The organism is Streptomyces sp. CB01373 (genome assembly GCF_002803075.1).
Taxonomy (GTDB): domain Bacteria; phylum Actinomycetota; class Actinomycetes; order Streptomycetales; family Streptomycetaceae; genus Streptomyces.
The window spans coordinates 174,389-196,358 of sequence record NZ_NNBK01000007.1 but is presented as its reverse complement, the minus strand read 5'-3'; the positions used below and the strand labels follow the sequence as shown (position 1 = coordinate 196,358).

Genomic DNA, 21,970 nt, shown 5'->3' with positions numbered 1-21,970 from the left:
TTGTCAGGCTGGTGCGTCGGCTTCGAGGATCTTCGCCAGTTGCTCCACCGTGGAGTGGATCTCGCGCTGCAGGCCGGCGAGGTCGAGTCCGTCGTCGCCGAGAACGGTCAGCAGGGCGCGTTCGCCGATGGCCTGGATGACGACGTGCCGTCCGGCGCTCCGGGTGGCCACGTCACGCAGCGCCCCGCCCCCGGCCTCGTGGGCCATGCGCTGGCCGAGGCTGTGCGTGGCGGCGGAGAGCGCGGCTATGGATTCCGGCTGGACGGCATCGCTGTCGGACGCGACCAGCAGGCCGTCGACGGTGGAGATGACCGTCTCGTTCACTCCCATCACCCGCTCCCGCAGTGCGGTCAGGACCTCGATGAGCGGTTCGGGCTGGTGGACGGTGGACATCGGCGCTCCTGAGGGTGGGAGGTGAGCTGCTGCGCGTGTGCGGTCGGTCAGGACAGGGCTTTGAGGCCCGCGAAAACCCGGTGCAGAAGGAGCAGGTCGGGTTGGTGGTCTGCGAGGTCGTCCGGCGGGTTCGGCAGCGCGGAGCCGGCGCCGGGCCGGCGGACGGCGAGCGGGGGAGGGGCGAACGGTGCCGGGTTCGGCAGCGGGTCGGGGCTCACTCGCTGTCCGTTCGGTGCGGGTGATGTGTTCCGGGGCTGCGCCGGGGCAGTGGGCGGTCGGCGGGAGACGGGACGTGGTGGGCCGGGGACGTGGGTCGGCGCGGTGCGGTACTCGGGCGCCCGGCCGGCTTCTCGCGGTGCAGCAGTCCCAGTTCGGCCATCCGGGCCAGGTCCAGCATGACCGCGTAGGTCCCCCGCCCCAACGCGAAAGCGATGTCCCGCGGAGTGCGGCGGCCGTTGGCGGCCTCCAGCAGCGCCGCATAACGGGACGGGACGGACGCGGGCCGGTCCGGGTCCGGGCGGACCCGGGTGCGGGCGAACTCGGCGGGCGGTCCCCACAGTCGGCTCAGGAGCAGCAGACGCCGCGAGGTCTCGGCCGCGAGAAGGTGCGGTTCGAAGGCCGGTCCGATGACCGCCGTCGGGGTCGGCTCCGTCACCTCCCAGTCCCCGGGAGGGCTGAGTGCGAGGGCGAAGGCACCGTCGAACACGGCTGCCGTGCAGACGATTTCGAACTCCTCCGGTGCCAGCAGGCCACGCGCCTGGAGCTCGGCGCCGACTCCGCCCTCGGTCCCGCTGTCGGCCGCGCAGGCGGACCTCCAGGAGGCGTCGTCGACACGACCCGACGCGAGCAGAAGGGACTCGACACCCGGAGCGCCGGGGGTTTCCACGGCGACGATCCGGCCGTCGCGCAGATGGATACTGCCGCCAGGCGCGCCGGAGATGACGACCGTGCCGGAATGGCCCTCGTCGTACAGCGTGGTGAGCAGGGCCGGGACGTTGCGCGGGCCGTCGGTGCGGGTGCTCATCCCGCCACCTTCGCCACGTAGAGGTCCAACTCACGCAGGACCAGAGCCAGGTTGGCCTGGTCGCGCTCCAAGGCCGCCATCAGCAGCAGGGGATCGCCCGGCCGGGGCATCGCCCTGAGGACGAGCTGATGCCGGGTGCCCGTGATGACCATGCTCTCCAGCTCTCCTTGCGCTCCGGCCAGGTGGAGCCGGTCGCCGACGAACGCCACAAGCCGACTGCACTCGGCGGCGTCCATCTCCCCCGCGCCGGATTCGCCGTAGGTCAACCCGGTGACCGCGTCGACAAGGGCGGCGCCTGTGACTCCCGGCACTTCGAGCAGGCGGCACAGGGAGTCTTCGACTGAGGACACCGGCATCCTTTCACAAACCCTTCACATTCGGCCAGAAAGCACAGTAGTTTAAGCCAGACGTTCCAGAACAGGTCGTCCGGCGAACTTTTTCTGACACGGCCTCAGTGCCGCGTCGTACAGCGCGAAGGGCAAGAACATGAGCATCGAGACCGCACTCAAGGAAGCCATGGCGATCGAGGGAGCGATCGGTGTCGCCCTGGTCGATTATGAGAGCGGCATGTCGCTGGGCACCCTCGGTGGTGGCCAGGGACTGGACCTGGAAGTCGCCGCCGCCGGCAACACGGAGGTCGTCCGCGCCAAGACGCGGACGCTGAGCACCCTCGGCATGAACGACTCGATCGAGGACATCCTGATCACCCTCGGCGAGCAGTACCACCTCATACGCCCCCTGACCAACAGCGACGGGAGCCTGTTCCTCTACCTCGCGCTCGACCGGACCCGCGGCAATCTGGCCCTCGCACGCCACTCGCTCAAGCGCATCGAGACCACCCTGGACGTCTGACCGGCCCACCCCGCGAGGCCCGGTGGCAAGCCATAGCGCGCGGAGGTACTGGTGCCCGCACCAGCCGCGCGCTTCGAGGGTGCCCGCGGGCCGGCGTCGGCTGCTGTCAGACGTATGAGCAACTCGGCGTGACGCCGGGTTGTCCGGCGAGAGACCGCATCACGACGCCGCCGCATAACAGTGAATGGCCACGAGTTGGGACGGGCTCCATCGTTGCTCGACCGTGGCCATCAGCTGCCACCCCAGCCGCTCGTACAGAGCCGCCGCGGAGGTGTCGGACGCCACGACGTCGAGCACCGGATGCAGGCCACGGTGTCGTGCCTCCTCCACTGCCTGGCCGATCAGCAGTGCACCGATGCCATGCCCCCTGGCCTGTGGGGCGACGAACAGCCGGTTGACCACCGCGGCCAGGGCCGTGCTCGTCCCGTTCCGCTCGCCCCACAAGCCGGGGGCCAGATCTCCTTCACCCTCGCGGGACAAGCTGACGTGGCCGACGAGTCGGCCGCCGAGTTCAGCGACCCAGGCTCCCAACAGGGAAGCGTGTGACAGCCACTCGTCGGGCTGGTCGGGCCAGTTCACCGGGTAGCCGTTACATTGATGGACTTCCGCGAGAACCCGCACACACGTTTCGACATCATCGTCAGTCCTCGGCCGGATCCGGGGATCCGACCGCTCCACACCGGCCCCGAAGCTCTCGATGTTCACTTCGGCATGGAAACACAGGGAACAGACCGACGACCAACCACTTTCGACGCACATTCTGGTACTGCAACGCAGGACGTATGAGCGTCGAAGTCGACGACGGCCGACCGGGAGCGATCAGCCGGCGCGACCCGCGCCCAGGCTCCGGCCTGGGCGCGGGTCGCGGGGCGTGGGTCAGCGCACGGCGTACGCGTCGGTCACGGTCTGGACGACGGAGTTGCCGTTGACGTCCGTCAGTTCGGTCTTCAGCGTGACCGGCTTGCCGGCCGCGCCCGCGTGGTTCACGGTCGCGGTCCAGCGGCCGTCGCGCTGCGAGGTGGTGCCCTCGGCCCAGGTCTCGCCGCCGTCGTACGAGTACGAGACCTTGGCGGCCACCAGCTTGCCGGGCGTGTAGCCCGCGTGACCGGTCACGCTCAGCCCGATCGTTTGACCGTCCCTCGCCGGAACGGTCTTGAGGCCGTCCGTGTCCACGTCGTAGCCCGGGAAGAGCAGCGGAATGCCTTGGGAGTAGGCGGTCTCGTCCCGGTGCGAGCGGAACTTCCAGACCGTCCGGGTGCTGGTGGACCGCTGCCACACGGCGGCGGGCTGCCCGAACTTGGTGGTGTCCATGGTGAGTTCGTACGCGGCGTCCTCAGCCGGGACATTGAACGTCCCCGACGGCCACCCGGTCTCGCCGATCACCTTGCCGCCGCTGGTGAGCCTCATGCTGCCGATGTCGCCGAAGGAGCCCTGGATGCCCATGTGTTCGGTGTCGCCCCAGAAGGCGGGTGCCACGCCGATCAGGTTGTCCTGCCGCTCCGCGGCCAGTTCGAGGCTGCCGTCGGTGCCGCGCGGGGCGGCCGGGGCCGGGATGCCCCGGTACCAGTTCTCCGCGCGCTTCGAGCCCGCGGTGTACGTGCGCGCCTGGTCGGCCATGGCCTCGCCCCAGGGGAAGCTGGAGGAGAGGTAGCGCGTCCAGGCGGTGTCGCCCGCCGAGTAGTACTCCGTGCGCTTGCCGGGGACGGCGACGGAGTCGCCGGCGGCGGAGAACACCCCGCCGTACGGAAGGGCCATGACCATCGTGTCGACGTAGTCCGCCGCGACGCCCATCGCCTCGTAGGTCGCGGTGACCGTGCCGAGCTTCTTGTCCCTGACCTGGTAGGTGCGGTCGGAGACGACCGGGCCGGTTTCGGGGAAGGCGAGGTTGTAGACGAACGGGCTGACGGCGGTGGCCTTCCAGCGCAGCGTCACCGCGCCCTTGGCCAGGGCGGACTTCAGCGCCGCGGCCTCGTCCGCCTCGATGCCGAGTGAGGGCACCGGCGCCTGGCCGAAGCCGATCGACGGCTGCCAGGGGCCCGCGGCCCGGCGGTGGGCGAGGACCGCCTTCGCGCCGGCGGCCTTCGCGTCACGCGCCAGGCTGTACAGGTAGCCGTCGTCGTCGGCCTCGACCAGCGCGATCTTCCCGGCGACGCCCGCGGCCCTCAGTTCATCGGGGGTGCCGGTGCCCGCGTCGACCAGCGCGGCCTCGCCCGTTCCGTCGAGGTTGACCGAGCCTGTGCTCGCCATCCGCGGGTGCAGTGCGGCACCGCCGACGACCGACAGCTTCTCGAGTTGCGGGGCGTACGCGCGCCAGAAGCTGGCGAACTCGAAGTCGCCGTCGCGCGCCTTGCCCTGCACGTCCGCCAGGTAGGTCCGGACGCTCCGGTTGCCGGTGACGGAGCCGGCGTGCAGCCAGGTCCCGTCCCAGGTGCGGCCGAAGGCCAGAGTGGTGGAGCGGCTCTCGGAGGCGCGGTCCGCGGTCTCCACCCGCAGACGGTGGGCCTTGCGGGCGTCGAGCACCACGGTGGTGTCCTTGGCGACGTCCACCTGGGGCCGGGCGAGGTAGCCGACCGAGTCGGTCATGCCGCCCGTGGCGTCGGCTGCGTCCGGCGTCATGACGAAACCGGAGACGAAGTACGCGCCGGGCCGCACCCGGTAGACCTGCTCGGCGGCGCCGTCGTTGAAGCGGCGCTCACCGTCGGCGGTGTCGGTGCCGATGACGTCCAACGAGGAGGAGCCCGTGGCGGGTTCGCCTGCGCGGTCGATCATCTTGACGCGCAGGGTGACGGTCCGCGGCTCGACGTACAGGGAGAAGGGAGTGGAGACCCTCACGTCGCCGGGTCCGGTGGCCAGGACGCGCCCGGTGACGTCGCCGTACTGGGCCGCCTTGAGGTTCGCGGCCGGGTCTATGCGCAGCGGGACCTTCATGGTGGCGCCGGCCGGGACGGTGACGGTCTTCGCGTCGAGCCCGGCGACGGGGGAGTGCACCGCGGAGCCGTCGTTGCCGGTGACGCCCTGGACCTTCAGCGACAACTCGACCGGTTTGCTGCCGGAGTTGGTGTAGGGGAGGTCGACGGTGGTGCGGTCGCCGACCTTCTGCGGCCAGGCGTAGGTGCCGGCCTGGACGGCGGGGGCACCGACGACGGTGGTGTCGATGGCGGCCTTCACGTCGAGCCGGCCGGCGCCGGTCTCGCGTACGTCGCCGGGGATGTCGCTCTGCGCGGACGACACCAGAACGGCCTTGACCTGCTGGGCGGTCCAGTCCGGGTGACGCTGCTTCACGAGGGCGGCGGCGCCCGCCACATGCGGGGTGGCCATCGACGTCCCCGACATCGACCGGTAGGCGTAGAGGCCCCGGCCGCCCGCGGCCGCGGCCGAGATGTCGACGCCGGGGGCGGCGATCTCCGGCTTGAGGGTGTGCGCGCCGAGCACGGGTCCGCGGCTGGAGAACTGGGCGGTGGAGTCGTCGCGGTCGACGGCGCCGACGGTCAGCACGTTCGGGGCGCAGCCGGGCGAGGAGACGGTGTTGAGCGTCGGGCCGGAGTTGCCCGCCGCGATGACGAACAACGTGTCCTTGTTCTGGGCGAGTTTCTCGGCGGCGACGCTCATCGGGTCGGTGCAGTCGGTCGGTTCCGGGTTGCCGAGGCTCATCGAGACGACGTCGGCCTTCTGGTCGACCGCCCACTGCATTCCGGCGATGATCCAGGATTCGGCGCCGTAGCCGCTGTCGTTGAGGACCTTGCCGTTGAGCAGTTCGGTGTCGGGGGCGACGCCCTTCTTCCTGCCGTCGCCGGCGGCACCGGAGCCGCCGACGGTGGAGATGGTGTGGGTGCCGTGGCCCTGCCGGTCGTCGGTGGTGGGGGAGTCGGTGAAGTTCTCCGAGGCGGTGATCCGGCCCTTGAGATCGGGGTGTTCGGCGTCGGCGCCGGTGTCGAGGACGGCCACCTTGGTGCCCTTGCCGGTGTATCCGGCGGCCCAGGCGAGGTCGGCGCCGATCTGCCGGGTGGACCGGTCGAGGGCGGCCCGGACCTTGCGGTCGAGCCACAGCTTCTTCAGGCCGGAGGCGGAACGGGCACGGGGGTTGGTGACGTCCGCCCAGAAGTCGGCGGCCTTCGCCTTGTCCGTCGTGAGGGCGACGCCGTCGATGGCGTCCAGCGCGGGGCCGCGCTTCGCGCCGCGCGGGGTGGCGGGCGCGGTGCGGGCCGCGGCGCTCCCGTAGACGGCGATCAGCGGGAGCGCGGCGGTGTGCGCGTCGTCGTAGCCCTGCCGGACGAGTCCGGTGACGTTGAAGAGTTCCTCGTCGACCTTGCCCGCGGCCAGCGCGCGGGCGGCGGTGTCGGGGTAGACGTAGAGGTCCTTGCCGGACTGGCGGGTCTGCAGGAGGGGCACGGAGCCGTCCTCGCGGGGCAGTGCGGTGACCGAGGCGGCCCCCGAACTGTTCGTGCGTACCAGGACCTTGTCGCCGGTGACCAGGGTGACGGTGACCGGTGCGCCTGCCCCGGCGGCGGTCGTGCCACCGGTCAGTGGTCTCTTCACGGTCGGATCGTCCTGCGGCGCGGCCGCGGACGGTGCGATCGCGGTGACGGCCAGGACGGCGGCGGTGGCCGCCCCCAGCGCCGTACGCGATATCGGACGCATGGCTCTCCCTAGGTGAAACCGGGTTACCTCTGAACTAACAGCGGCATTCCGGAAGTTGTCGGTACTGCCGTGGCGCCACATTGGCAGAGCGACAGACGTTGAAGGGATGATGACCACGGCGGGTTTACGCCGTGGCCGCTTTTCGCCGCGCCGGACGCCCGAGGGCGACGACGGCGTGCGGAATGAATTCGTCCGGGACGTCCGGGAGGGGAGCGGGGATGCTGGGAGCCATTGGTCTGGACGAGATACAGGAGTCGGTGTACCGAGCCCTTGTGACGGTGGGCGCCGCGGAGGTCTCCGACCTGGCCCACCGGCTGGCACTTCCCGAACCGGACACCGAACGGGCTTTGCGAGGGCTGGAACGGAGCGGCCTGGCCGCCCAGTCCTCGTCCCGCGTCGACCGCTGGGTGGCGGCGCTGCCCGCGGTGGCGCTGGGGGCGCTGCTGACCCAGCAGCGCCATGAACTGGAGCAGGCGGAGCGGGCGGCCGCGCTGCTCGCCGAGGAGTACCGGGTGGAGGCGACCGATTCGGCCGTTCACGACCTGGTCGAGGTGGTGACGGGGGCGAGTGCGGTGGCGCACCGCTTCTTCCAGTTGCAACTGGGGGCGACGAGCGAGGTGTGCGCCCTGGTCACCGGGAAACCGGTCGCGGTGAGCGGTATGGAGAACGAGGCCGAGGAGCGGGCCGCCACGCGCGGGGTGTCGTACCGGGTGGTGGTGGAGCGCGAGGTGCTGTCGCTGCCGTCCGGGATCCTGGAGTTGTCGGCGGCGCTCGGCCGTGACGAGCAGTGCCGGGTCGTCGACCGGGTGCCCACCAAGCTGGTTGTCGCCGACGGGGCGTTGGCGATGGTGCCTCTGACCGGCCGGGGCGCGGAGCCCGCGGCTCTGGTCGTGCACGGCTCCGGACTGCTGGAGTCGCTGATGGGCCTGTTCGAGGCGGTATGGCGGGAGGCGATGCCGCTCCGGCTCGGCGGGGGCGGCCGGGTGGAGGAGGAGTCCAACGGGCCGGACGCCACGGACCTGGAGGTTCTGTCGCTGCTGCTGGCCGGGATGACGGACGCGAGCGTGGCGAAGCAGTTGGACCTGGGGCTGCGGACCGTGCAGCGGCGGGTGAAGGGGCTGATGGAACTGACCGGAGTGTCGACCCGTCTCCAACTGGGCTGGCACGCCTACGAGCGGGGATGGGTGGCCCGGGAGCCGCAGCTCTGAACTGTCCTCACGGACATGGCGGAACTCGCCTCGCTCAGGTCAGCTGCGCGTCGGGACCACCTCTGGGCAAGGTCGAATCCACGTATGATGTGGCGAGTTCACACCCGGCTGCCCGGCGCATGCCGGACTCCCCGGGTCCGACGGGTCCACCACCCAGGCACACGAGGCCGGACAAGGCCCGCAGCCCCGCGAGCAGCACCGGAGAAACCGCGATGAACGGCTCCCGACCGGCCAGAGCACTCGCGGCCGTCCTCTCGTTCTTCGTGCTGGCGCTGCTCAGCCTCTACGCGGTGGGAAAGCTGCCCACGGACACCCTCCTGGGAAGCAGCGCCCGGGCAGGCGTCGGTGGGCTCCTCGCCACCGCGACCCTGGGCCTGATCAGATACCTGGCCGGCCTCGCTCGCGCCGGCCGCCGGAGATAGCGGTCCAGGTCCTGTGGGACCTGGCATCCTTCGGCAGTGCGACTCGTCACGGGGCTCGTCGACGCCGAGGATGTCCAGCCCGGCGGCCGGGACTACGAGCGTGGACGGCTGATGATGGCGGAGGACGTCAACGCGGCCGTCCGTGGTGCCGTTGCCGCTGGAGCCACCGAGGTCACCGTCAACGACGGGCACGGACCGATGCGCAACATCCTGCCCGAGGCCCTGCATCCCGCAGCCCGCCTCATCCGTGGCAGGCCCAAGCAGATGGGCATGCTCGAAGGTCTCACCCCCGAGCACGATGCCGTGATCTGTGTCGGCTACCACTCCCGGGCCGGGGCACTCGGTGTGCTGAGTCACAGCTTCATGGGCCACGAGATCGAGGACATGTGGCTGGACGGCCGACCTGTCGGGGAGATCGGCCTGGCCCACGCCACTGCGGCTGCCATCGGCGTTCCGGTGGCGGTCCTCACCGGTGACGACTGCGCGTGCACGGAGATGACGGAATGGGACCCGTCGGTGAGCACCGTGGCCGTGAAGGACGCGCGGGACCGGTTCGCGGCGGATCTGCGCCGGCCGGAAGAAGCACGCGCGGCCATCGAGGAAACGGTCGCTACTGCTCTCTCCGCACCGCCGAGGGCATCGGCACCCGCCGCGGACCCGTCAACCCTCACTGTTCGCTGGCAGTCGGCCTCCGTGGCCTCGACGCTGCTGGGAATCCCGGGAGTCACCTCGGTGGACAGCCGGACCGTTCAGGCACAGGGCGCTCTGCCCGGCCTTTATCGGCTGTTCGGCGTGTGGATGCGGGTGGCGGCGTCCCTGACCAATCAGCCACCGTATTGCTGACGTCCGGGGTTCGGCGAACCGGGGGTGCCACAGGAGAGTCGGTGTCGGCCCGGCCTTCGGACCCGGGCTGGACAACGCCTGCCGCCGGACACCGGCCGAGTCCGCTCACCTGCCCGTCCTCACCCGGCAAGCCCGGCTGTGTCCGCCTGGGCGGCTGAGGCGATCAACTGGTCCACCAGGGCGATCAGGATGTCCCGGCACGACTCGCGGTCACGTGCGTCGCACAGCATGACCTGGGCGTGTTCGGGCAGCGTCAGGGACTCCCGGATCTCCTCCGGCGGATAGGGGTGCTCTCCGTGGAAGCCGTTGACGCCGACGACGAACGGAATGTTCCGGCTCTCGAAGAAGTCGATGGCGGCGAAGCTGGTCTCCGGCCGGCGGACGTCTATCAGGACGACCGCGCCGAGCGCGCCCACGGCCAGGTCGTTCCACATGAACCAGAACCGCTGCTGACCAGGTGTGCCGAAGAGATACAGCACAAGGTCCGAACTCACCGTGATCCGGCCGAAGTCCAGGGCCACGGTGGTGGCTTGCTTGTGCTCGATGCCGTCGAGGTCGTCGACGCCCAGGCCCGCGGCGGTCAGCGGCTCCTCGGTGCGCAGCGGGACGATCTCGCTGACCGAACCGACCATGGTGGTCTTGCCGACCCCGAAGCCCCCGGCGATCAGGATCTTCGCTGTGTCGGGGGCCGATGACGGCCGAACGGTGGTGTCAGAGCCGGTCAAGGCCGTCCCTCACTTTCTGCAGAAGGGCCAGGTCCAGGGTGCGGGAGACCGGGGACGGCCGGCGGACGCTGATCCGTCCGGCGTCCAGCAGATCGCAGAGCATGATCACCACGACGCTCACCGGAAGATCGAGGTGGGCGGCGAGTTCCGCCACGGTGATGGACTCCGCGCACCGCTTCAGGATCCGCGCGTGTTCGGGCTGAAGCCGGGCGGCCCGCTCGGGCGGCGGGTCCACCGCCGTCACCATCGTGATGAGGGTGAAGTCGGCGCGGCTTGGACGGGTGCGTCCACTGGTCAGGGTGAACGGCCGAACGAGCCGTCCCGCCGCGTCGCCTCCGCTCACCTCACTCGCCGTTGCCGGACGCGTCGGCACCCGCACGCGGGGCCGCACTCAGGTGCTCGCCGATCTTCTTCACCAGCATGTTCATCTGGTACGCCACCACACCGACATCGGCGCCCGGGCCGGTGAGAACGACAAGATGGGCGCCCGGTCCGGCCGAGGTGAGAATCAGATAGGTGTGGGCCAGCTCGATGAGCGCCTGCCGCACCGGGCCGCCACCGAAGTCCATGCTGACGCCCTTGCTGAGGCTCATCAGACCGGACGAGGTCGCCGCCAGCCGCTCGGCGTCGTCGCGCGGGAATCCGGTGGACTTGCTGACGACCAGTCCGTCCTCGGAGAGCACAACGGCGTGGTTGACGTCGGCGACCCGTTCCACGAGACCGGTCAGCAGCTGGTCGAGCTGGGTGTGTGTGGCGGGTGTGGGGCGTGTCATATGGGTGTCCTTCATGTGCGGTCGGCGGGCGAAGTCGAGGGGGGATGTCCTCCGGGCTCGAACACGGTCGAGGCCTCGGGGACGGCGGTGCCTGCGGCGGGAACGCGGCCGTCGGGGCCGTTTGGTGCGGCGGCCTCCTCCGGTTCCACGTCCCGCTCAGGGGTGTCGTCGTGTTGGGCCCGGCGCGTGCCGCGCTGGAAGCCGGCCAGGGAGGAGGCGGCGTGTTCGGCGGTGAAGTCGTCGAGCGGGTCGTTCTCGACGGCGGGCGCGAACTCCCCACGCAGCTCGGCGGCCAGGCTGGTCTGCGGCACCCGGCGCGGCAGCGGCGAGATCCCCGGCTCACGTGTCCGTTTCGCGTCGCCTCCGCTTTCACCCGCACGGGAGGCATTCTGCCCTGCGGACGGTGTCCTCCGCCGGGCAGCGGCGGCGGGGGACGGGGTCTTGGCGGGCCGTTCCGGGCTCGCCGGCGCGGGCAGCCGCCCCGGCCCGGACGCCTGAGGCTGTGTCCGCGGGGAGGCGGGCGCCTCGTGCACCACGATGTCGTGCGGGACGAGCACGATCGCGCTGGTACCGCCGTAGGGCGAGGGGCGCAGGGTCACGGTGATGCCGTGCCGGGTGGCCACGCGGGCGATCACGAACATGCCGAGCCGCAGGTCGTCGGCGAGCGCCACCACATCGAACTGGGGGGCCTCGGCCAACTGGGCGTTGAGCTGGGCGTAGTCCTCCTCGGACATACCGAGGCCGCGGTCCTCGATCTCGATGACCAGGCCCTTGGCCACCATCGCCGCCCGCACGCCGACGGGGCTCGGCGCGGCGGAGTACGCGGTCGCGTTGTCGATGAGCTCGGCCAGCAGGTGGATCACGTCCGCCACGGCGGGCGGCGCGAGGTACACCTCCTCGTCGGTGTGCACCTCCACCCTCTGGTACTCGGCGACCTCCCCGACGGCACCGCGCAGGATGTCGATCAGCGCGACCGGTTCGCTCCAGCTGCGCCGGGGCTGCTCGCCGCTGATGATGACGAGGTTCTCCTCGTAGCGGCGCAACTGACTGGCCATGGAATCCAGTTCGTACAGGCCCTGGAGGAACTCCGGGTCCTGGTGCTGTCTTTCCAGTGCGTCGAGCTTGCTGAGCTGGAGGTTGATCAGGTTCTGGCTCTGCCGCGCGATTCCGAGAATCACCTTCTGGAAACCGCGCCGGGTGTCGGCGAGTTCCACCGCGGTGTGCACGGCCGTACGCTGCGCGGAGTTGAACGCGTGGGCGACCTGGCCGAGTTCGTCGGTGCCGTAGTCCAGTGGTGGCGTCGCGGACTCCACGTCGACCTTCTCGCCCCGCTCCAGCCGGGCCACCACGTCGGGCAGCCGCTCCTCGGCCAGGCGGAGCGTGGCGATCCTCAGCCCCAGCAGACGCCGGGAGAGGGACCGGGTGATCCGCCAGGACATTCCGACGCACACGACCAGGGCGGCCAGGCCTGCCGCGCTCAGGACGGCGGCCTTCAGCAGCAGCCCGTACGCTCGCTCGGCACTGCGGTCGAGCAGCTCGTCCGTCTGCTGCTGGATCAGTGCCGCGTACTGGACGGACAGCTTGTCGACCGCGGTGGTCCATCGCTCGCGCGCGTCCGGCAGCGCGATCCCGCGTGCGCCGGTGGCCTTGTCGCGGGCCGAGAGCACCCGGTCCTCGACGGTCTCGAGCGTCCGCCACTCCGCCGACTGCAGGATCCGTTCGGTCTGCGTCTTCGTGCTGCCCTGGAGCGAGGGGACGATCTGGTCCTCGACCAGCCAGCGGCGGGTGTGGACCAGTTGGGCGAACCTGTCCCACGCCTCCTGGTCCATGTGCTTGGACGACCACGCCAGGGTGAGCTGCGCGTTCTCCTGGGAGACCAGCTCCGCGGCGTGCTCCAGCGCCACGAGCGGGCCGGCCTGGGAGGTGAGGTCGCCGTCGTCGACCTGGGACAGTTCCTGGAAGGCGTGGATCTGGTCGTCGATGATCGCGGTGTACTGGTCCAGGGCCTGTTCGCCGGTGATGTCCGTCGGTTTGTCCACCTGGCCCCGGTAGTACTCCAGGCTGCCCACCGACGCGACGACCGAGTACATCCGGTTCTTGATGCGGGCGGGGGCCTGCCTGATCGAGTCGGCATGGCGGACCAGCTCGGCCACCGCCTTGTCCGTGGTCCTGCGCTGCGCGTCGAGAGCGGACCGGGAGCCGTGCGGGGACGCCAGCCACGCCGCCGACAGCCCGCGCTCCTGCTGGAGGCTGAGCGCAGCGTCGGTGCCCATGGCGCCGGTCGACCTGCTCAATGCCGTCTGTGAGCGCAGCCGGAGCCCCTCGGAGAACATCTGGGTCGTGGTCACACCCCACATGGCGGTGAGCGCGACAGTGGGGACCAGGGCCAGGAGGACCAGCGAGAGCCGAATGGAACCGAGACGGCGCCGGGGACCTGTCGGTGTCTGTGGAGACATCATCGTCCTAGAGCGATCTGCGGGGAGGCAGGGGTGGGGTGACGAGAGGGCGGGGTAGGGGCGCGTCCGGGAAGGGACGGGAGGCACGGGGGATGCCGTCCGCGCGGGCGACCGGGCGGACGGAGAAGGACGGTGTCGTCATGTCACCGGCGCCCCGTGCACGGCATTGCCTCAGCGCGTGCCGTTGGCGGCCAGCTTGGCCACCGACGCGACGTTCGACTTGGTCACGAAGGCGGGACCGGTGAGCACTGGTTCGACGCCGCCGCCACTGATATTGCCGTTGGACTTGTAGAGCCAGAGCGCGTCGACGGCGAGGTAGCCCTGCAGATAGGGCTGCTGGTCAACCGCGAACTGCACGTCTCCGTCCTGGACCGCCTTGACCAGGTCCTTGTTCAGGTCGAAGGTGGCGACGTGCGCCCTGCTGCCCGCTTTGTGCACGGACTTGACTGCGGCCAGCGCGAACTGTGCGCCGTTGGTGACCACTTCGTCGATGTTGGGGTCCAAGCGCAGCCGGGCGGCGATGGATTCGGTCAGCGCGTCCATGTCGGTGCCGTCGCTGTAGACCATGTCGGTCCTGCCGTCGAAGGCCTTCTTCACGCCGGCACAGCGTGCTTCCAGGCCGACGTTGCCCCGCTCGTGGATGACGCACAGGGCGTGCTTGGCCCCCAAGGCGTCCAGCTTGTCCCCGACGGCCCGGCCCGCGACGCTGTCGTCCTGGCCGAAGTACTGCAGCGCACCGCTGGAACGCCAGGCACTGATACCGGAGTTGATCCCGACCACGGGAATGCCCGCCGCCTTGGCCTCCGCGATCGGCCCCTTCATCGCGTCCGGCTTGGCCAGGGTCAGCGCGATACCGTCGACTCCGTCCCGGATCGCGTCCCGCACCAGCTCCGCCTGCTGGGCGGGCTCGGGGTCGCTCACGTACGTCAGCTCGATGCCGTCCTTCGCGGCGGCCACCTCGGCACCCCTGCGGACCAGTTCCCAGAAGGCGTCCCCCTCGGCCCCGTGGGTCACCATGGCGACTTTGAGCCCGGACCCGCCGGACCCCCGCGAGCCTTGCCCGGAGTCGGATCCGTCGGAGCCGGAGCAGCCGGCCAGGAGCAGGCAGACGGCGACCGCGGCCGTCACGGCGGTGCCGGGAGCGGATCTGCGGTACGTGGGCGGGGGAGGGGTCTTCATGAGGGTGAGGCACCTCACTGTGCGGCCGAGCATGTAGCAAACGGGGGCGGAACGGGACGGAGGGCCTGCGGACGTACGAACGGGCGGTTGGCTCTCGTTGAGCCGGAGCCAACCGTGTGCGACGTCCGGTAGTCAAGTGATCGGCGACCTATCGTGGCTTGTTGCTGCCGCATTGTGATCATCTGCCTTGTCTGCGGCACAGCCGGGTTCCCACTACGTCCGGTGCGCCGGGCGCCTGTACACGGGCGGCCAGGCCCAGTTGAGCTTGCTCGTCCTTTCGGTGCGCGTCTATAGTCCGACGCGTTGGCGAGCGGCGGCCGCGGAAGGACAAGGAGCGGCGCCCCGAACTCGGCCGGAAACAAGGGCAGACCGCCCGACGTCGGCGCGCCCAGAACCAGATCGCACCCGCTTGGGCGGACGGCTGTCGGGTGGCATGCCGCGGGCGTACACCTGACGCAGCGGGTCATGGCCGGACGGGCCCGCGGCGAGCGAGGCGGTAGCAGGGCAATGGGCCGAACGGGTGAAGTTCGCTCATCGGTCCGACCGGCACACCGCGTGCGTCGCTCACCAGTCCCGGGTGGCGATCAGCTCCTCCACATCCGCGTCCGTGAAACCGTACGCCGACGCGACGAACCAGAAGCCCTCGGCGATCTCCTCCCGCGCGACCGTCTCGATCTCACTTCCGGCTGCCTCGAACTCCGCCTCCAGCAGGTTGAACTCCTCCGTCGCGGCCTGGGTGAGCGCATACAGGGCCGCCAGGTCCGAAGGCTGCTCGGCCTCGACCCGCTCGCACAACCGCAACAGGATCGCTCTGCCCTTGTCGACGACGTGATCAGGGAAGTACGGGTCCTCGTACAACGGCCGCAGAAAAGCGTGCCCCTCCACCTGCTGATTCGTGATCGGCACAGCGCCCCCATCCCTGTCGAACGACTCGTCCGCCGATCATGCACCATCCCACTGACAAGGCTCCGTCGGCGCCGTCGCCCGCGTCGGCCTGATGCCTGCAACAAGTTCCATGTGCGAGGGAGTTGTCCTATGTCGGCTACGGTGGGCAGCCGGCCGGGCAAGTGAGGGGAGCGAGTGGGGATGGACGAGCGTTCGGCGGGTGGAACGGTGCCGGTCAACTCTTCGGTGGCGCATCCCGCGCGGGTGTACAACGTCTGGCTGGGCGGCAAGGACCACTACCCGGCCGACCAGGAGGCGGCCCGACTGGCCGCCGCGGCAAACCCGAAGATCGTTCCGGCGGTCCGGGCCAACCGGACCTTCCTGGGACGCGCGGTGCGGCGGTTGGCAGGTGAGGCAGGGATCCGGCAGTTCCTCGACATCGGCACCGGGATCCCGTCCGCCGACAACACACACGAGGTGGCGCAGCGCGTCGACCCCGGGGCCCGGGTGGTCTACGTCGACAACGATCCCATCGTCCTCGCTCATGCCCGCGCGCTGCTGGTCAGCACCGAGCAAGGGGCGACGGACTACCTGGAGGCGGACCTGCGGGACGTGGACCGCATCCTGACGGCGGCGCGGGAGACGCTGGACCTGTCGCAGCCCGTGGGCCTGATGCTCGTGGCGGTCCTGCAGTACGTTCCGGACGCCGACGACCCCCGCGGCATCGTCCGACGGCTCCTCGACGCGCTCGCCCCCGGCAGTCACATCGTCCTCTCCCACCCGGCCGCGGACATCGGAGCGGAGGAGGTCGCCGCGTCGATGCGCGTGTACAACGACCGGGCCGCCGAACACGCGGGAGCCACGCCCCGCACCCATGCCGAGGTCACCCGGTTCTTCGACGGCGCGGAGCTCCTCGACCCGGGCGTCGTCCAACTGCCCGAATGGCATCCCGACCCCGCGGGTGGCACGTCTCCCGGCGAGCTGCCGATGTGGTGCGGGGTCGGCCGCAAGCCTTGACGGCGTGGACCCGTGTCCGCCGTGAACCGGCTGGGCCGGTACGTCGCTTCGGGGCAGCGTCGCCGGATCGGCTCGTCCTAGTCTCGGTGCCATGACTTCCCTGCCCTCCGCCACTGCCGCGGCCCCCGAGTCCCGCCGTACCGTGACCGCCGCCGTCGTTCAGGCGGCCGCCCCGCTGTTCGATACTCAGGCGGCGCTGAAACGCGCCGAGGAACTCATCCGGGAGGCCGTCGGCGACCGGGGCGCGGAGGTCGTCGTCCTGCCCGAGGCGTTCCTCGGCGGCTATCCCAAGGGCCTGGACTTCGACATCACCGTAGGCAGCCGCACCCCGGCAGGCCGCGAACTCTTCCGCCGCTACCACGCCGCCGCCATCGACGTCCCCGGCCCCGAGACGGACACCCTGGCCGCCCTCACCCGGGAGCTCGGCTGCCACGCCGTGGTCGGCGCCGTCGAACGCCAGGGCGGCACCCTCTACTGCGTCGCCCTGTTCTTCGGCCCCGAGGGCTACCTGGGCCTGCACCGCAAGCTCATGCCGACCGCCGCCGAACGCTACCTGTGGGGCCAGGGCGACGGTTCCACCCTCCCGGTCGTCGACACCGGCAGCGCCCGCCTCGGCGCCGCCATCTGCTGGGAGAACTACATGCCGCTGTTCCGTACGGCCATGTACGCCAAGGGCGTCGACCTGTGGTGCGCGCCGACCGTGGACGACCGCGACGCCTGGCAGGCGAGCATGCGGCACATCGCCCTGGAGGGCCGCTGCTTCGTCCTCAGCGCCGGCCAGTACCTGCGCCGGGAAGCCCTGCCCGACGACCTCCACCCCGTCCAGGGCGACGCGCCCGACACCGTCCTGATCGGCGGCGGCTCCGTCATCGTCTCCCCGCTCGGAGAGGTCCTCGCCGGCCCGCTGCGCGGCAGCGAGGGCATCCTGACCGCCGAACTGGACCTCGACGACCTCACACGCGCACGCTTCGACTTCGACCCCACCGGCCACTACGCGCGCCCCGACGTGTTCACCCTCCATGTCGACGAGTCGGCCCGCCGCACCACCGTCACCAGCACCTGACCGGCGACCGCCGAGCTAGCCGATGCGGACTCCCGTGCCGCCGACACGGACTCGCGGGTCACCCGCGCGCAGCGTCACGGTGAGTTCGCCGGGGCGGCCCAGGTCCTCACCCTGATGCAGGGTGAGGACGGCGTCCTCGGGGACCAGGCCGAGCTCACGGGCGTACGCGCCGAACGCGGCGGCCGCGGCGCCGGTCGCCGGGTCCTCGACGACACCGCCGACGGGGAACGGGTCACGGACATGGAAGACGGCGGGCGACTCCCGCCACACCAACTGAAGTGTGGTCAGGTCAAGGCGGTGCATCAGAGCTTCGAGCCGCTGGAAGTCGTACGCGAGATCCGCCAGGCGTGCGCGAGTCGCCGCCCCGAGCACGAGATGGCGGGCACCGGCGAATGCGATACGGGGCGGGAAGGCCGGGTCGAGGTCGGCGGCCGGCCAGCCGAGCGCGGCGAGCGCCTCCGCGAGGTCGGCGGGACCGATCTCGTCGATGTGCGGCTCGACGCTGGTGAGTGTGGCCCTGACCGTCCCGCCCTCCTCGGCCACCTCCACCGGCACGGTGCCGGCTCGCGTCGCGAACAGGAGCTTGCCGGGACCGGTCCGCTCGGCGAGCGCGACGGCGGTCGCGACGGTGGCGTGCCCGCAGAACGGCACCTCGGCCTTGGGGCTGAAGTAACGGATGCTGTACGCCCGTCCCTCCGGGCCACCCAGGTCCTCCGGGGGTGCGGTCAGGAAGGCGGACTCCGAGTACCCGAGGCCGGCGGCGATGGCCAGCATGTCACTGTCGTCCAGGGCGGCGGCGTCCAGAACCACACCGGCGGGGTTTCCGCCGTCGGGGTCGCCGGAGAAGGCGGTGTAGCGCAGCACCTCGGGCCGCGGCGTGTTCGTCGTCATGTGCGCGGGAACACGCGGCAGGGCCGCGGCTATTCCTGTCGACTTCAACTGAAGGTGCGGCGGTACGCCTGTGGGCTGACACCCGTCGTCCGCTTGAAGCGGTCGCGGAACGCCGTGGGCGAGCCGAACCCGACCTGCCCCGCGATCCGCTCCACCGGATGCCGGGTGGTCTCCAGCAGGTGCTGGGCCTGCCGGACGCGCGCCCGGTGCAGCCACTGCAGCGGGCTGGTCCCGGTCTGCTCGCGGAAGCGGCGCATGAGGGTGCGGGTGCTGACGCCGGCGTGCGCGGCCATGTCGGCGACGGTCAGGTTCCGGTCCAGGTTGTCCTGGAGCCAGGCGAGCAGCGGTTCGAAGGAGGAACCCTGCGGTGTGGGCGCGTGGTCGTGGACGATGAACTGCGCCTGCCCGCCCTCCCGCTCGAGCGGCATGACGGAGAGCCGGGCGGCGTCGGCGGCCACCGCCGAACCGTGGTCGCCGCGGATCATGTGCAGACACAGGTCGAGGCCTGCGGCGGCGCCCGCGGAGGTGAGGAGCCGGCCGTTGTCGACGTACAGCACGTCGGGGTCGACCGTCACCTTCGGATACAGCGCGGCCAGCAGGTCCGCGGCCAGCCAGTGCGTCGTGGCGCGCAGTCCGTCGAGGAGGCCGGTGGCGGCCAGCGGGAAGGTGCCCGTGCAGATGGACGCGATCCGGGTGCCGTCCGCGGCGGCCTCCAGCAGCGCCTCGCGGACCTCGGGCGTGAGCGGTGCGGTGGGGGCGGCCGTGCCCGGCACGATGACCGTGTCCGCACCCTTGAGGCCGTCGAGGGTGCGATGCGCGCGGAGGGTGAAGGTGCCGGCGTCTATCTCGGGTCGCTCGGCGCACACGCGGACCTGGTAGCCGGGGCGCCCGTCGGGGAGCCGAGTACGGGAGAAGACCTCGATCGGCGTGGACAGGTCGAAGGGAATCACCTGATCCAGCGCCAGGACGGCGACGGTGTGCATGGCGGGAACATAACTCATCACCGCATTCCCGCCACCACGGCATCACGCCGGGGCGCCGTCGCATACTGTGCGGCGGCGCCCCGAGCAGATGTCACCCGCAGACGGGCCGGGCGGGCCGCCCAGGGCCGGGCCACGGCCTGGAGCACAGGGGCTCCCGCCGCACCGCCCGGCGGTCGCGAGGCGACTGCGGTCGCCCATCGCGCCGTCGAGAGGCCCGCGGGACGCCGCGCCGGGCGTCAGGGCATCTCACGCATCCGGCTGATCTCGCTGGTCTGCTGGGCGATCACTTCGTTCGCCATCTCCTCGACCTGTACGTTGTTGCCGTCCGAGAGCACCGAGGTGGCCATGGTGATCGCCCCGTAGTGGTGCGCGGTCATGAGTTTCAGGAACAGCTCGTCGAAGGCCGCGCCCCGCGCCGCGCGGAGCTGCGTCAGTTGGGCCTCGGTGGCCATGCCGGGCATCGTGGCATGGTCGTGGTGGTGCGACGAGCCCGCGCCGCCACTCGTGCGCCGCTTTCCGCCATGGTTCTTCAACCACCCCTTCATGGCGTCGATTTCAGGCCCCTGGCCCGCGGCGATGCGGGAGGCCATCCGCTTCACGTTGGCCGACTTCGCCCGGTGCGGGGCCAGTTCGGTCATGTCCAGCGCCTGGCCGTGGTGGACGATCATCATCTGGACGTACTCGAAGTCCGCCGCGTTGGGGGAGTCGTCGGGAATCTCCTTGGCGGCGTCCGCGGCGGACAGGGTCCGGGCGGGCTCACCGGGCTTACCGGGAGCGATCACCGAGGGGCCGGGCGCGCTCCTCTTCTCCGGAGCGTCCGTGCCCGAGTCGCACGCGCCGACTGTGAGAGTGACAAGGGTGAGAGCGGCGACTGTCCGCCACTTGACGCGATCAAAGACGTTCATAGCCAGCGCATTATCATCTTTTGATCTGTACATGAAAAGTACGATACTGCGGCTGTCCGTGAACCGTTCCCTTGCGAACGGACACCAGGGAGGAAACAGTGAACCTGTTAAACGGTCCCCGAACACGGCCCAGGCGCCTCGGGGTTGTGGCGGCCGCAACCGGCCTGCTGGCGGCGCTGCTCACCGCGGCTCCGGCCATGGCGACGCCCGACCCCGGCGACACCGCCACCACACCCCAGCGAGTGTCGAAGAGCGAGGCGGCCGAGACCAGAACGGCCATCGCCGACGGCGAGATACCGGCGCAGGACGAGATCGTCCACTCCGACAACATCGAGCACCTCGTCAACGTCCCCAAGGACGCCCTGACGGACCTGAACTCGGACCTCGCCTTCCAGGGCAAGTACGTGTTCGCCGGCAACTACGACGGCTTCCGCATCTTCGACATCAGCAACCCGAAGGCGCCCAAGACGGTCTCCCAGGTGCTCTGCCCGGGATCGCAGAACGACGTGTCCGTCTACGGGAACCTGCTGTTCCTGTCGACCGACTCCTCGCGCAGCGACAACTCCTGCTCGAGCACGTCGCAGCCCGCGACCGAGAAGTCGTCGTGGGAGGGCATGAAGATCTTCGACATCAGCAACAAGAAGAGCCCCAAGTACGTCGCGGCCGTCGAGACCAACTGCGGCTCGCACACGCACTCCCTCGTTCCGCACGGCCGTAACGTCTACATCTACGTGTCCTCGTACTCCCCGAGCCCGTCGTTCCCCGACTGCCAACCGCCGCACGACGGCATCTCGATCATCAAGGTGCCGCGCGACGCTCCCCAGAAGGCCGCGGTCGTCAACTTCGCCGTGCTCTTCCCGGGTGACGGCCCCGACGGTGGCGGCAACCCCGGCGCGCCCACCAACCCGGGTGTCTCCAAGACGACCGGCTGCCACGACATCACCGTGCTGCCGTCGAAGGACCTGGCCGCCGGTGCCTGCATGGGCGACGGCATCCTGATGTCCATCAAGGACCCGGAGCACCCGAAGGTCATCGACCAGGTCCAGGACAACGTCAACTTCGCGTTCTGGCACTCGGCGACCTTCAACCAGACCGCGAAGAAGGTCGTCTTCACCGACGAACTCGGCGGCGGCGGCGCCGCGACCTGCAACGCGGCCATCGGCCCGAACCGCGGAGCCGACGGCATCTACGACATCGTCGGCAAGGGCGACCAGCGCAAGCTCGTGTTCCGCGGCTACTTCAAGATCCCGCGCCACCAGGCGGACACCGAGAACTGCGTCGCCCACAACGGTTCCCTGATCCCGGTCAAGGGCCGCGACCTCATGGTCCAGGCCTGGTACCAGGGCGGCGTCTCGGTCTGGGACTTCACCGACTCGACGCAGCCGAAGGAGATCGGCTACTTCGAGCGCGGCCCGCTGAGCACGGACCGGCTGACCGTGGGCGGCTCCTGGTCCGCGTACTACTACAACGGCTACATCTACTCGAACGACATCGCCAAGGGCTTCGACGTGCTCAAGCTGAACGACCGGCGCACCGACCCGGCCCGGAAGATCCACCTGGACCAGCTGAACGTCCAGACCCAGCCGGACTACTTCGACTGACCCGGCCAGGGTCTGCCGGCGCAACGGCACCGGTCCCGCCGGGCGGTTCACCGCCCGGCGTCATCGGCGTCGAAGATTCTTGTCAACCCATTACCAAGCGTTTACTGAGCGG

Annotated in this window: 22 protein-coding genes; 7 read left to right on the top strand and 15 right to left on the bottom strand. The window is 70.5% G+C overall.

Annotated elements, in window-relative coordinates:
- Positions 1 to 3 precede the first annotated feature (3 nt).
- The 4 genes from CG719_RS13070 to CG719_RS13060 are packed head-to-tail and all read right to left on the bottom strand — an operon-like array spanning position 4 to position 1,767.
- On the bottom strand, positions 4 to 393 hold the full coding sequence (locus CG719_RS13070) for a roadblock/LC7 domain-containing protein (RefSeq protein ID WP_100568757.1): 390 nt from the start codon (positions 391 to 393) through the stop codon (positions 4 to 6).
- A gap of 47 nt (positions 394 to 440) precedes the next feature.
- Positions 441 to 611 carry a hypothetical protein gene (locus CG719_RS35385; RefSeq protein WP_159024865.1) on the bottom strand — a complete coding sequence of 57 codons (171 nt, stop codon included), beginning with the start codon at positions 609 to 611 and terminating at the stop codon, positions 441 to 443.
- Entirely contained in the window at positions 608 to 1,417 is an 810-nt protein-coding gene (locus CG719_RS13065) for a hypothetical protein (protein WP_100568756.1), read from the bottom strand. The genes CG719_RS35385 and CG719_RS13065 overlap by 4 nt, the downstream gene beginning before the upstream one ends.
- Positions 1,414 to 1,767, bottom strand: a complete 354-nt coding sequence (locus CG719_RS13060; RefSeq protein ID WP_234375548.1) for a hypothetical protein — start codon at positions 1,765 to 1,767, stop codon at positions 1,414 to 1,416. Before CG719_RS13060 ends, CG719_RS13065 begins: the two co-directional genes overlap by 4 nt.
- Before the next feature lie 136 nt (positions 1,768 to 1,903).
- On the opposite strand from CG719_RS13060, the gene CG719_RS13055 reads away from it, so the two are divergent.
- A complete protein-coding gene (locus CG719_RS13055; RefSeq protein WP_100568754.1) occupies positions 1,904 to 2,269 on the top strand; it encodes a hypothetical protein in 366 nt (121 codons plus the stop codon).
- A 159-nt stretch (positions 2,270 to 2,428) separates the two neighbouring features.
- On the opposite strand, the gene CG719_RS13050 is transcribed toward CG719_RS13055, so the two are convergent.
- Together CG719_RS13050 and CG719_RS13045 are read right to left on the bottom strand one after the other, a co-directional pair.
- Positions 2,429 to 2,890 carry a GNAT family N-acetyltransferase gene (locus tag CG719_RS13050; RefSeq protein WP_100568870.1) on the bottom strand — a complete coding sequence of 154 codons (462 nt, stop codon included), beginning with the start codon at positions 2,888 to 2,890 and terminating at the stop codon, positions 2,429 to 2,431.
- 255 nt (positions 2,891 to 3,145) lie between these two features.
- Entirely contained in the window at positions 3,146 to 6,907 is a 3,762-nt protein-coding gene (locus CG719_RS13045) for a S8 family peptidase (RefSeq protein ID WP_100568753.1), read from the bottom strand.
- Between the two features lie 218 nt (positions 6,908 to 7,125).
- On the opposite strand from CG719_RS13045, the gene CG719_RS13040 reads away from it, so the two are divergent.
- The 3 genes from CG719_RS13040 to CG719_RS13030 all read left to right on the top strand — a co-directional run bounded on the left by CG719_RS13040 (position 7,126) and on the right by CG719_RS13030 (position 9,380).
- The gene (locus tag CG719_RS13040; protein WP_100568752.1) at positions 7,126 to 8,115 is read left to right on the top strand and encodes a helix-turn-helix transcriptional regulator; all 990 of its coding nucleotides are present in this window, start codon (positions 7,126 to 7,128) and stop codon (positions 8,113 to 8,115) included.
- Between the two features lie 212 nt (positions 8,116 to 8,327).
- Positions 8,328 to 8,537, top strand: a complete 210-nt coding sequence (locus CG719_RS13035) for a hypothetical protein (RefSeq protein WP_100568751.1) — start codon at positions 8,328 to 8,330, stop codon at positions 8,535 to 8,537.
- Between the two features lie 36 nt (positions 8,538 to 8,573).
- Complete coding sequence (locus CG719_RS13030; protein WP_100568750.1) at positions 8,574 to 9,380, top strand: M55 family metallopeptidase; 807 nt, start codon at positions 8,574 to 8,576, stop codon at positions 9,378 to 9,380.
- Positions 9,381 to 9,499: 119 nt separating this feature from the next.
- Here CG719_RS13030 and CG719_RS13025 read toward each other — a convergent pair whose 3' ends face one another.
- The 6 genes from CG719_RS13025 to CG719_RS13000 all read right to left on the bottom strand — a co-directional run bounded on the left by CG719_RS13025 (position 9,500) and on the right by CG719_RS13000 (position 15,419).
- The gene (locus tag CG719_RS13025; RefSeq protein ID WP_100568749.1) at positions 9,500 to 10,105 is read right to left on the bottom strand and encodes a GTP-binding protein; all 606 of its coding nucleotides are present in this window, start codon (positions 10,103 to 10,105) and stop codon (positions 9,500 to 9,502) included.
- Positions 10,092 to 10,448, bottom strand: coding sequence for a DUF742 domain-containing protein (locus tag CG719_RS13020; protein ID WP_100568748.1), 357 nt, complete (start codon positions 10,446 to 10,448; stop codon positions 10,092 to 10,094). The genes CG719_RS13025 and CG719_RS13020 overlap by 14 nt, the downstream gene beginning before the upstream one ends.
- Position 10,449: 1 nt before the next feature.
- Positions 10,450 to 10,878 carry a roadblock/LC7 domain-containing protein gene (locus tag CG719_RS13015; protein WP_100568747.1) on the bottom strand — a complete coding sequence of 143 codons (429 nt, stop codon included), beginning with the start codon at positions 10,876 to 10,878 and terminating at the stop codon, positions 10,450 to 10,452.
- A gap of 11 nt (positions 10,879 to 10,889) precedes the next feature.
- Positions 10,890 to 13,334 (bottom strand): sensor histidine kinase, encoded by a 2,445-nt coding sequence (locus CG719_RS13010; protein WP_100568746.1) that lies wholly within the window; start codon positions 13,332 to 13,334, stop codon positions 10,890 to 10,892.
- A gap of 171 nt (positions 13,335 to 13,505) precedes the next feature.
- Entirely contained in the window at positions 13,506 to 14,513 is a 1,008-nt protein-coding gene (locus CG719_RS13005; protein WP_100568745.1) for a substrate-binding domain-containing protein, read from the bottom strand.
- A gap of 564 nt (positions 14,514 to 15,077) precedes the next feature.
- Positions 15,078 to 15,419, bottom strand: a complete 342-nt coding sequence (locus tag CG719_RS13000; RefSeq protein WP_100568744.1) for a DUF5713 family protein — start codon at positions 15,417 to 15,419, stop codon at positions 15,078 to 15,080.
- A gap of 180 nt (positions 15,420 to 15,599) precedes the next feature.
- On the opposite strand from CG719_RS13000, the gene CG719_RS12995 reads away from it, so the two are divergent.
- Together CG719_RS12995 and CG719_RS12990 are read left to right on the top strand one after the other, a co-directional pair.
- Positions 15,600 to 16,415, top strand: a complete 816-nt coding sequence (locus CG719_RS12995; protein WP_100568743.1) for an SAM-dependent methyltransferase — start codon at positions 15,600 to 15,602, stop codon at positions 16,413 to 16,415.
- A gap of 91 nt (positions 16,416 to 16,506) precedes the next feature.
- Complete coding sequence (locus CG719_RS12990; protein WP_100568742.1) at positions 16,507 to 17,478, top strand: nitrilase-related carbon-nitrogen hydrolase; 972 nt, start codon at positions 16,507 to 16,509, stop codon at positions 17,476 to 17,478.
- 15 nt (positions 17,479 to 17,493) lie between these two features.
- Here CG719_RS12990 and CG719_RS12985 read toward each other — a convergent pair whose 3' ends face one another.
- The 3 genes from CG719_RS12985 to CG719_RS12975 all read right to left on the bottom strand — a co-directional run bounded on the left by CG719_RS12985 (position 17,494) and on the right by CG719_RS12975 (position 20,257).
- Positions 17,494 to 18,369 carry a PhzF family phenazine biosynthesis protein gene (locus CG719_RS12985; RefSeq protein ID WP_100568741.1) on the bottom strand — a complete coding sequence of 292 codons (876 nt, stop codon included), beginning with the start codon at positions 18,367 to 18,369 and terminating at the stop codon, positions 17,494 to 17,496.
- A gap of 44 nt (positions 18,370 to 18,413) precedes the next feature.
- A complete protein-coding gene (locus CG719_RS12980) occupies positions 18,414 to 19,352 on the bottom strand; it encodes a GlxA family transcriptional regulator (protein ID WP_100568740.1) in 939 nt (312 codons plus the stop codon).
- 236 nt (positions 19,353 to 19,588) lie between these two features.
- On the bottom strand, positions 19,589 to 20,257 hold the full coding sequence (locus CG719_RS12975) for a DUF305 domain-containing protein (RefSeq protein WP_100568739.1): 669 nt from the start codon (positions 20,255 to 20,257) through the stop codon (positions 19,589 to 19,591).
- Between the two features lie 98 nt (positions 20,258 to 20,355).
- Here CG719_RS12975 and CG719_RS12970 point away from each other — a divergent pair, with 98 nt between their 5' ends.
- On the top strand, positions 20,356 to 21,858 hold the full coding sequence (locus CG719_RS12970; RefSeq protein WP_100568738.1) for an LVIVD repeat-containing protein: 1,503 nt from the start codon (positions 20,356 to 20,358) through the stop codon (positions 21,856 to 21,858).
- Positions 21,859 to 21,970 lie beyond the last annotated feature (112 nt).